Source organism: Roseibium denhamense (assembly GCF_009711415.1).
Classification (GTDB): domain Bacteria; phylum Pseudomonadota; class Alphaproteobacteria; order Rhizobiales; family Stappiaceae; genus Roseibium; species Roseibium denhamense.
In genome coordinates, this window is sequence record NZ_SMLZ01000099.1 from 69,907 (window position 1) to 80,137 (window position 10,231).

Below are 10,231 nucleotides of genomic sequence, written 5' to 3' on the forward strand. Positions count from 1 at the left end.
ACGTTGAGCGCGGTTTAGACCGTATTGGATCAGATTTTCAAGTTGATCATGCGCTCGACCGCTGTGCGGGCCTTGGCGGCAATAGCCGGATCGACAACAACCTCTTCCTTCATGTCCAACAGGCTGTCGAGGATCTTGGTCAAAGTGATCCGCTTCATGTGCGGGCACAGGTTGCACGGCCGGATGTAGTTCACGCCCGGGGTTTCGCTGGCCACATTGTCGGCCATGGAGCACTCGGTGACCATCATCACCTTTTCCGGCCGCTTGGTCTTCACCCAGTCGATCATATGCGCTGTCGAGCCGGCAAAATCGGCCTCCGCGACAACTTCCGGCGGGCACTCAGGATGCGCGATGATCTTCACATCCGGTTCGATCCTGCGGTAATCGCGCAGCTCTTCTGCGGTGAAACGTTCGTGCACTTCGCAGGCACCGTCCCAGATCAAGACTTCCACATCAGTCTTGTTGCCCACATTAGCGGCAAGATACTTGTCCGGGATGAGGAACACCTTGTCGACGCCGAAACTCTCAACAACCTGAAGCGCGTTGGAGGAGGTGCAGCAGATATCGCATTCTGCCTTCACGTCGGCGGATGTGTTCACATAGGTGATGATCGGAATACCGGGGTTCCGTTCCCGCAGGCCCCGTACGTCCGCACCGGTGATCGATTCGGCAAGCGAGCAGCCCGCACGCATGTCCGGAATCAGAACCGTTTTTTCCGGGCTGAGAATTTTGGATGTCTCGGCCATGAAGTGTACGCCGCACTGAACAATCACATCCGCATCGGTACGAGTCGCCTCGATGGCCAGCTGAAGGCTGTCACCGACGATATCCGCCACGCCGTGGTAGATGTCGGGCGTCATGTAGTTATGCGCGAGAATGACCGCATTGCGCTGCTTTTTCAGGGCGTTGATCGCATGGATTGTCGGGGCAAGCATGACCCACTCGATCTGCGGGATGAAGTGCTTCACCTTCTCGTAGATCGGAGCCGTTGCCTCTGCGACCTCTGCTGTGTAGCTGAGATCCGGGCGTGGCAGGCGGCCATAACGTTCAAGGGCCGACCTCTGGCCGTCAATCGGCTGGCCAACTGGAGCCGTGGCTTGGGCGATGGTCATTTCGACCTCCCTGTTTTTGCGCTTGCCGCACCTTTTAGAGCAGCAGCTCACTTATACTCTATCTGAGCATATCTGTGGCAAAAGAAAACGGGCCGTTAGCCCATGCACTTTTGCTCGTTCGGAGTTTATATACGCCTCCCTGGGAGCAAAATCCAATACTTTCCTGATTTTTCTTACGCCACCAAGAATTTCTAATAATAATCAACGGCCTACACAATGACGCTTATTTGATGAAAGGGCCGCCCGGGATCGCCTCATTCATTCTTGTGCCTGATGGGTCGCATCACAAGAATGCGTTTCAGGATCCCCGCCTTCGGCGTTAATCTATCGCCAAGTCACGATTGGTGACACCTGCAAGGAATGGATTGCCATGACACCCGCCGCACCGACCCAGCGTTCCGGCCCGAACATCCCGCTTGTGATTGCCTGCGGATGCGTGATTGCCCTCGTCTCCTTTGGACCGCGCTCGGCGATGGGCCTGTTGTTCCAGCCCATGACGGAAGCCCGTGACTGGAGCCGGGAACTGTTTGCGCTGGCAATTGCGATCCAGAACCTCATGTGGGGCCTCGGCCAGCCGTTCGCGGGCATGATGGCTGACCGCTATGGCACCTGGAAAACCATGACCCTTGGCGCGCTCATGTATGCAGCCGGCCTTTTGATGATGGTGGATGCGCAGAGCGCCGTCGCCCTTCATGTTTCCGCCGGCGTTCTCGTCGGCCTGGGAATTGCCTTTTCGTCCTTCTCGCTGGTTTTGGCCGCATTCGGGCGTGCCGTGTCAGCCGAACAACGCTCGCTGGCTTTTGGAATTGGAACAGCGTCCGGATCGCTTGGCCAGTTTCTGTTCGCGCCGCTTGGCGGGACGCTGATCGAACATATCGGCTGGCAACAAACCCTCATCGTTTTTGCGGGCATCATCGCCATCATTCCGCTGCTTGCGATCGCGCTGCGCGGGAGAGCCGATGGCCCGTCAGCGGCCGCAATTGGCCCAGACCAGAACCTGTTTGCCGCGATGGCCGAAGCCTTCGGCACACGGGGCTTTATTCTGCTGACCATCGGGTTTTTCGTCTGTGGGTTCCACGTGGCTTTTATCACCGTTCACCTGCCCCCCTACATCGCTGATCTTGGGCTCGACCCGTCCTGGGGCGCGACCGCGATTGCGCTGATCGGTCTGTGCAACATTGCCGGTTCTCTGGCCGCTGGTTACATTGGCGGGCGGTATTCGAAACCGATTTTCCTTTCCCTGATCTATCTGGCGCGCGCAGTCGCGATCTTCATCTTCATCATGGTGCCGGTCAGCCCGGCTACAGTCCTGATCTTCTCCGGCGTGATGGGGCTCTTGTGGCTGTCGACCGTTCCGCCGACATCCGGGCTTGTCGCGGTCATGTTCGGCCCGCGCTACATGGCAACGCTTTTCGGGTTCGTGTTCCTGTCCCACCAGATCGGATCCTTCCTCGGCGTTTGGCTTGGCGGCAAGCTTTACGATGAGACCGGCTCTTATGACGCGATCTGGTGGATGGGGATTGCCCTTGGCATTGCCGCGGCCATCATTCACTGGCCGATCCAGGAAAAACCGGTCGCACGCCTCAGCCAACAGGCTGCGGAGTGATGCAAATTCCTTAGGTTCCTGGATTGACATAAGTTCTCAGGATTTTGCATAGTCCGCCGCAAGGGGTAGATGCGATGTCCCCGTGAGGCGTCAGCTTAAAGTTCGCGTTCATTCAATCCATGGATCTATGGAGAACGCATGCCTGCGCCCAATCAAATCACTCCTGTGCAACTCAATCGGCTAATTGGAACACCCGAGTGTCCTGTACTCGTCGATGTCCGCATCGAAGAAGACTATCAGGAAGATCCCTTTCTGATCCCCGGATCTTTTCGCCATTCCCATCTGGATATTGATGGCCTTGTCAACAAAGTAAATGGTCGAGATACTGTCGTGGTTTGCCAAAAAGGTAAGAAACTCAGCGAAGGTGTTTCCGCTTGGCTACGCCATGAACGCGTAGACGCTGAGGTGCTTCAGGGCGGGATCTACGGCTGGCGGGATGCCGAGCTTCCCTGGCTGGATTGCAAGCATCTACCAAAACCAGATCGGCAAGGAAGAACCGTCTGGGTCACAAGGCTCAGGCCGAAAATCGACAGGATCGCCTGCCCTTGGCTCATCCGACGCTTTATTGATCCATCCGCAGTCTTCTTGTTTGTTGCCAAGCCAGATGTTTTGGCGGTGGCCGAACGCTTTACAGCAGCCCCGTTCGATCTAGAGGACGTCTTCTGGTCTCACAGAGGTGAGAATTGCACTTTCGACACAATGATTGAAGAGTTTGGACTTGCTTTCGAGCCACTACTCCAATTGGCACGCATTGTCCGAGGAGCAGATACGCAGCGCCTGGATCTTGAACCGCAATGTGCGGGCCTACTTGCCGCGTCACTTGGGCTATCGCGGATGTACAAGGAAGATCTTGTCCAGTTGGACGCCGCGATGCCGATCTATGATGCCTTTTACCGTTGGTGTCGGGATGCCCAGAGCGAGACACACGAGTGGCCAGAGGCGAACGGTTCCAAATGACGTCGGAAAGTCCAAACATTACCGATGCCGCGAAAACCTGGCTGAAAATCGGATTTCTCTCCTTCGGCGGGCCAGCGGCCCAGATTGCCCTCATGCACAAGGTTCTGGTTGATGAGACCAAGTGGCTAACCGAGAAAACCTATCTGAATGCGCTCAGCTTCTGCATGCTCCTGCCCGGCCCGGAAGCGATGCAGTTGGCCGCCTGGTCCGGCTGGCGTTTGCACGGTGTGCTGGGCGGGCTGATCGCAGGTCTGAGCTTTATCCTCCCGGGCGCGTTCGTGGTGCTGGTGCTGGCCGCGCTTTATGCGGTATTTGGCACGACACCACTGGTGACCTCCCTCTTTTTGGGCATCAAGGCAGCGGTTATTGTTATCGTTCTGGAAGCCTTGATGAAGGTCGCAAAACGGGCGCTCAAACGGCAGGATCACTGGGTGCTGGCCGCGCTCGCCTTTGCGGCGATTTTCTTTTTCGGCCTGCCGTTTCCGGTGATCATCGTGATCGCAGCTACCTACGGCTATCTCACAACACGTGGCACGTATGAACCAGCAGGTGACGAGACCCGGGTTCCTTTGGCAAAGACCCTCAAAACCGCCGGGATCTGGCTCGCCTTGTGGCTTGTACCCCTTGGCGGCTTGTGGCTCTCCCTTGGCTCAGGGCATCTCATTGTCGAAATCGGTCTGCTCTTTTCAAAACTCGCCGTGGTCACATTCGGCGGCGCTTATGCGGTGTTGACCTACCTGAGCCAGGAAGTGGTCATCAACCGGGCGTGGTTGACCCCCACGGAGATGATCGACGCGTTGGGTCTGGCTGAAACCACACCGGGGCCACTGATCCTTGTCACAGAGTTTGTTGCCTATCTCGCCGGTGCCAAGGCGGGCGGTTTGGTCATGGGACTTGCGGCCGCGTTTGTCGGCCTTTGGATGACCTTCATACCCTGTTTCCTATGGGTTTTCACCGGAGCGCCCTATATCGACCGCCTCGATCGATCGCCGAGATTGAGCGGCGCTCTTGCGGGCATAACAGCCTCGGTCGTCGGTGTCATATTGAACCTTGGGGTCTGGTTTGCCTTGCACAGCCTCTTTGGCACAGTGACCCAGCAAACAACTGGGCCGCTTCAGCTTTGGGTTCCGGAGCTTGCAAGCTTTGACTGGCGTGCGCTCTTGCTTACCGTGCTCGCGGGTGTCTTGCTGCTGCGCTTCAAGATCGGGCTTTTTGGGCTGCTGGGCATCATGAGTCTCAGCGGCTGGGCGATCAGCCAGATTTGAATAGAAAAAGGCGGCCGGGGCCGCCTTAGCACTTTCCGCTGTTATTGTATCTACCCGGCCACTTTGGAAAAATCTGCGACCACATGGGTAGCATCGCGGATTTCGGCGAGCAGCTGCAGGCGGCTCATTCGCAGCGCCGGATCATCGGCGTTCACAAGAATGTCCTCGAAGAACTTGTCGACCGGTGCCCGCAGTTTTGACAGAGCCGCCATGGCACCTTCGAAGTCTTCCCGGCTGACGGCTTCGGCAGCTTCCGCACGCGCGGTATCGATGCTCGCGGCCAGATCAATTTCCGCTTGCTCCATCAGGTGATCAGCATGCGGCTTGCCGGTGACCGGCTTGCCGTCCTTTTTCTCTTCTGCCTTCAGGATGTTGACCGCGCGCTTGTAGCCCGCAGCGAGATTGAGCCCGTCATCGGATGAGACGAAAGCCTGAAGCGCCTCGACCCGCTTGACCACCATCAATAGGTCGTCCTGGCCCTCAAGTGCAAACACCGCATCGATGAGATCGTGGCGCATGCCTTCGTCCTTCAGATGGACCTTTAGGCGATCCGCAAAGAAGGAAAGAAGATCGGAGACGATTGCGCCGGTGTCACCCGCATCGGCAGTCTGCTTCTTCAAAGCGGATGCGGCGACTTCAGCAAGTCCCAACCGCAGATCATTTTCCAGAATAATCCGGATCACGCCCAGCGCGGCACGGCGCAGCGCATAAGGATCCTTGGAGCCGGTCGGCTTTTCGTCAATCGCCCAAAAGCCGGTGAGGAGGTCGAGCTTTTCCGCCAGTGCAACGCTTGCCGCAACCGGATCTGCCGGCACACGGTCTGACGGGCCTTGCGGCTTGTAGTGGTCTTCAATGGCCACAGCGACGGATGCATCCTCGCCCTGGGCTTCGGCATAATACCGGCCCATAAGACCCTGCAGTTCCGGGAACTCGAACACCATTTGCGACACAAGATCCGCCTTGGCAAGTTCCGCCGCACGCATGGCCTTTTCCGTGTCCGCCCCGACCTGTGGGGCCAGCTCGGCGGACAGCGCCATGAGCCGCTTAACCCGGTCGCCGACACTGCCGAGCTTTTCATGGAACTTGACGGTGTCGAGCTTCGGCAAGTTATCTGAAAGCTTGGTGTTCAGATCGGCTTCCCAGAAGAACCTGGCATCGGCCAGACGCGCGCGGATCACCTTCTCGTTGCCCGCGACGATCATCTTGCCGCCGTCTTCGGCAACAATGTTGGAGACCAGCACCAGCTTGTTGGCCAGCTTGCCGGAAACAGGGTCCTTCAACACAAAGCACTTCTGATTGACCTTGATGGTCAGCTGGATGGCTTCGTCCGGGATCGCTAGGAATCCCTCATCAAAGCTTCCTGTCAGCACGACCGGCCATTCGACAAGACCGGCAACCTCTTCCAGAAGTCCAGGATCCTCGACCAGTTCAAGGCCGAGCGCCAGCGCCCGGTCCTTGGCATCGTTGAGAATGATTTCCTTTCGCCGGTCAGTGTCCAGAACAACCTTGTGCTTTTCCAGATTGACCGCGTAGTCGTCAAAGCGGCGGACCGTAAATTCGGTGTCGGCCAGGAACCGGTGGCCGCGTGTCTTGTTACCTGCCTTGATGCCCTCGAACTCGAACGGGACGATGTCCGGTTCTTCCGTTTCGGGACCAAAGGTCGCGATAATGGAATGCAACGGGCGGATCCAGCGCGTTGGCGCACTGCCCCAGCGCATGGTAACCGGCCAGGGAAAGGCCTTCAAAAGGCCCGGCATGAAGTCTGCAATGATGTCGATGGCATTGCGGCCCGGCTTCTCAATCACGGCGATATAGAAGTCACCCTTTTTAGGGTCATTCTGGATTGTGGCTTCATCGATGGAGTTGAGCCCCGCCCCACGCAGAAAGCCCTCCACGGCCTTTTCGGGCGCACCAACGCGCGGGCCCTTGCGCTCCTCGCGTGTGGCGGCGGATCCGACCGGGACACCGGCCACATGAAGCGCCAGCCGGCGGGGCGTTGCGAAAGCCTTTGCGCCCTCATAGGGAAGACCCGCTTCGACCAATGCGTTTGTCACAAGGGATTTGAGGTCTTCGGCCGCCTTGCGCTGCATGCGGGCCGGAATCTCTTCGCTGAACAGCTCAAGCAGAAGATCGGGCATGGACTTTCAAGCCTTTAGGTTTTGGGTAGGTCACCACCGGAAATTCGATGGCGTCCGTTACCAAGTCCCTGCCAGCTTGTCACCCCTAAACCTGGGTGCGTGTTGGCGCAAACGGTCATGAATTTGGCACAATGCGCTCTGTCCGTTTCACTATTCTTCAAGAAATACATGCGAACAATTTACGTGTTTTTGCTGAAGCGTATTCAGGGCGAAGTTTGTGTTCAAAAGAAAAGAAGAAAACAGCAAGCATATATATAGATCTATGGTTGCATTACTGGGAATTGTGCTTGTCAGTTTTGCAGCCCTTCAACTCGCGCGGATATTCCTCAGCGTTCCGCTGTTTGAACGTCCGCACCCGGTTATTGACATAGCCTTCAGCGTGCTGCTCGGTGCTTCCGCGGTCGGGCTTGGTTTCGGCATCATGAGCAATCGAAGGTTGCGCAAGAAACTCAAGGCGAACAGTTCGGCCCACACGGAAGCCCTCGCCATGGCGCAGCATGATGCCCTGACGGGGCTGCCCAACCGGCGGCGCCTACTGGAAGTGTTTCCGGATTTGACCCGCGACTTGAAGCATGACACCTTCCGCGCGGTCCTGATGCTCGACATTGACGGGTTCAAGCCTATCAACGATGTCTATGGCCACGCCTTTGGGGACGTTCTCTTGCGTGGTTTCGCCGACCGGCTGGTGGAAACCCTCGGCAAGGACGGTATTGTGGCCCGGCTCGGGGGTGATGAATTTGCCATCGTCTCCCCGCCGTTTACCGACAAGGCGGAAGCGTCCGGTTTCGCGCGCCGTCTACTGACCCGCATCAACGACCGCTTCGAGTTTGACGAGCGGCAGATTTCCATCGGCACCGGGATCGGCATTGCGCTCTATCCGCACGATGGCCATGCGGTATCGGAACTTCTGCGCCGGGCGGATATCGCGCTCTACAGAGCCAAATCCTCGGGCCGCTCGACCTACCGCTTCTTCGAAGTCGACATGGATGCATCCATCCTCCACCGCACCCTGCTTGAACAAAGGCTCCGCAAGGCAATCACCGAACATGCGGTGCACGTGCGCTATCAGCCGATTCTGGACCTTGAAAAGGGCCGCATTGCCGGCTTCGAAGCGCTTGCCCGGTGGACGGATTCAGATTTTGGATATGTACCGCCGCTACAGTTCATCCCAATCGCCGAAGACTGCGGCATTATCACAGAGCTGACCAAACACCTCCTTCAGGAGGCTTGCAAGGAAGCCGTGAAGTGGCCGAAAGATCTGCATTTGTCCTTCAATCTCTCCCCTGTTCAGCTGCAGGACACAAGCCTTCCGGATCAGGTCCTGGCCATCCTCGATGAAACCGGCCTGCCCCCGGAGCGGCTGGTTCTGGAGATCACGGAAACATCCCTCGTCAAGAACCCCGCAACGGCACGCCGTATCCTGACCCGGCTCACTGAAGCCGGCATCTCCATCGCCCTCGATGATTTCGGTGCCGGACATTCGAGCTTGAGCTACTTGCGCGAATTTCCGATCCAGAAGGTCAAGATCGACCGGTCTTTCACCAAGCGCATGCTGGAGGACAAACAGTGCGCGGCAATCGTTGAGGCAATCCTCGTCCTGTCCAACGGTTTGGATATTGATGCGGTGGCCGAGGGGGTGGAAGAGGCGGATGTTCACAACGCGCTGAATTCCAACGGCTGCCACTATAGCCAGGGCTTCCTATACGCGGCGGCCGTCTCAGGGGACGAAGCAAGGACTTTGCTGGCATCGCAGGCAGACGGTGCGTTGCCCTTCAAGCAGAAAAAAACTGATGCGGCCTAGAACACAGGGTGGCTAGTTTCAACGCCTAACAACTCAGACATTCCCTCCCAGGAACAAGAGAATAATGACCGCATTGGCAAGGTCGACGAAAAAGGCGGAAACCAGGGGAAGGATCAGGAAGGCCTGGGTCGCTGGTCCGTATTGCTTGGTCACCGCTGTCATGTTGGCAATTGCCGTTGGGGTTGCGCCCAGCGCAAAGCCGGCGAAACCGGAGCCAAGAACAGCGGCATTGTAGTTGCGCCCCATTAGCGGGAACACCACCCAAATAATAAAGAAGGTCACCACGGCAATCTGGCTGAAAAGGATCAGGAGCATGGGTCCGGCAAGCCCTGCCAGCGTCCACAATTGCAGACTCATCAAGGACATTGTCAGGAAAATACCAAGCGCCAGATCCGAGATCACCGCGAGGGATCTGGAGCCTGCCGGCCAGGTCATTCGCTTGAACACCACCGGGACGGAGTTCGACAGCAGGATCCCGCAAAAAAGGCAGCAGACAAATATCGGAAGGTCCAGGCCGATGCCGACCTTAAGAGCCTCCTGCAAGACAACACCTAGGGCAATGGCAATGTTCAATACCAGGATCGCCCGCATCAAACCCGTATGGGTGACCTTGGCGTCGGCCTCGTCTTCCGTCTCCAGTCCGATCATCGGAGCTTCTTCGGGACGGTTGGGATCCGGCCGCGCACCACGCCGCTCAATCAGGTAGTTTCCAATGGGACCGCCCAGGAGGCTGGCTGCGATCAGGCCGAGGGTCGCCGTTGCCGCCCCGATTTCTACCGCGCCGATGACGCCATAGTCTTCCACGAGGCGCGGTCCCCAGGCAATCGCGGTGCCATGGCCGCCAACAAGGGAAATCGTGCCGCCCAGTAGACCGAACCCAACCGGAAGGCCAAGCGCCACGGCAATCGAGGCCCCAACCGCATTTTGCAGGCACATGTACCCAACGGTCAGGATCAGCAACAGTAAGAGCGGGCGTCCGCCCTTCAGAAGTTCGGCAAAGCGCGCATTCAGCCCGATAGCGGTAAAGAAGCAGAACAACAGGTAGTCGCGCGATTCCAGCGAGAAGCTGATTTCAACGTTCAGGACAGAGAAAGTAACAAATGCTGCAAATGAAACCAGAAGCCCGCCAGAGACCGGCTCCGGGATGTTGTAGCGGCGCAGTAACGCCACCTTCTTGTTCAGGCGCACGCCCAGGAAGTAGACAAGGATCGCCAGATTGAAGCTGACGAACTCATCCAGTGACAATACGCCTGGGTTCATTATTTCACTCTGATCAAACCGGGGATCCGGGCGGGTTGGATATGTCTGGCTGCAAGCTTAGCCCGTGACGGCCGGTGTTACCAGCCGCCGCC

General features: G+C 57.6%; 7 protein-coding genes. 4 read left to right on the forward strand and 3 right to left on the reverse strand.

The genetic code is table 11. The features are described from left to right. Window positions 1–29: 29 nt before the first annotated feature. Window positions 30–1,112: a quinolinate synthase NadA gene (gene nadA / locus E1180_RS06770; RefSeq protein ID WP_155190412.1), complete on the reverse strand. Its 1,083-nt coding sequence runs from the start codon at window positions 1,110–1,112 to the stop codon at window positions 30–32. 370 nt (window positions 1,113–1,482) lie between these two features. Between nadA and E1180_RS06775 the strand changes: the two genes are divergently transcribed. From E1180_RS06775 to chrA, 3 genes are all read left to right on the forward strand, one after another. Then, complete coding sequence (locus E1180_RS06775) at window positions 1,483–2,718, forward strand: MFS transporter (RefSeq protein WP_155190413.1); 1,236 nt, start codon at window positions 1,483–1,485, stop codon at window positions 2,716–2,718. Between the two features lie 138 nt (window positions 2,719–2,856). Beyond that, window positions 2,857–3,675, forward strand: a complete 819-nt coding sequence (locus tag E1180_RS06780; RefSeq protein WP_155190414.1) for a chromate resistance protein ChrB domain-containing protein — start codon at window positions 2,857–2,859, stop codon at window positions 3,673–3,675. Further along, a complete protein-coding gene (chrA, locus tag E1180_RS06785; RefSeq protein ID WP_155190415.1) occupies window positions 3,672–4,940 on the forward strand; it encodes a chromate efflux transporter in 1,269 nt (422 codons plus the stop codon). The genes E1180_RS06780 and chrA overlap by 4 nt, the downstream gene beginning before the upstream one ends. A gap of 50 nt (window positions 4,941–4,990) precedes the next feature. On the opposite strand, the gene glyS is transcribed toward chrA, so the two are convergent. Further along, window positions 4,991–7,078 carry a glycine--tRNA ligase subunit beta gene (glyS, locus tag E1180_RS06790; RefSeq protein ID WP_155190416.1) on the reverse strand — a complete coding sequence of 696 codons (2,088 nt, stop codon included), beginning with the start codon at window positions 7,076–7,078 and terminating at the stop codon, window positions 4,991–4,993. A gap of 262 nt (window positions 7,079–7,340) precedes the next feature. On the opposite strand from glyS, the gene E1180_RS06795 reads away from it, so the two are divergent. After that, window positions 7,341–8,879, forward strand: a complete 1,539-nt coding sequence (locus tag E1180_RS06795) for a putative bifunctional diguanylate cyclase/phosphodiesterase (protein WP_155190417.1) — start codon at window positions 7,341–7,343, stop codon at window positions 8,877–8,879. 33 nt (window positions 8,880–8,912) lie between these two features. On the opposite strand, the gene gltS is transcribed toward E1180_RS06795, so the two are convergent. Next, window positions 8,913–10,139, reverse strand: a complete 1,227-nt coding sequence (gltS, locus tag E1180_RS06800; RefSeq protein WP_155190418.1) for a sodium/glutamate symporter — start codon at window positions 10,137–10,139, stop codon at window positions 8,913–8,915. Window positions 10,140–10,231: the final 92 nt, after the last annotated feature.

Bases quoted from the DNA above. Each gene is read 5' to 3' on its own strand.
- nadA (WP_155190412.1), bottom strand. From the start codon at position 1,112: ATGACCATCGCCCAAGCCACGGCTCCAGTTGGCCAGCCGATTGACGGC.
- E1180_RS06775 (WP_155190413.1), top strand. From the start codon at position 1,483: ATGACACCCGCCGCACCGACCCAGCGTTCCGGCCCGAACATCCCGCTT.
- E1180_RS06780 (WP_155190414.1), top strand. From the start codon at position 2,857: ATGCCTGCGCCCAATCAAATCACTCCTGTGCAACTCAATCGGCTAATT.
- chrA (WP_155190415.1), top strand. From the start codon at position 3,672: ATGACGTCGGAAAGTCCAAACATTACCGATGCCGCGAAAACCTGGCTG.
- glyS (WP_155190416.1), bottom strand. From the start codon at position 7,078: ATGCCCGATCTTCTGCTTGAGCTGTTCAGCGAAGAGATTCCGGCCCGC.
- E1180_RS06795 (WP_155190417.1), top strand. From the start codon at position 7,341: ATGGTTGCATTACTGGGAATTGTGCTTGTCAGTTTTGCAGCCCTTCAA.
- gltS (WP_155190418.1), bottom strand. From the start codon at position 10,139: ATGAACCCAGGCGTATTGTCACTGGATGAGTTCGTCAGCTTCAATCTG.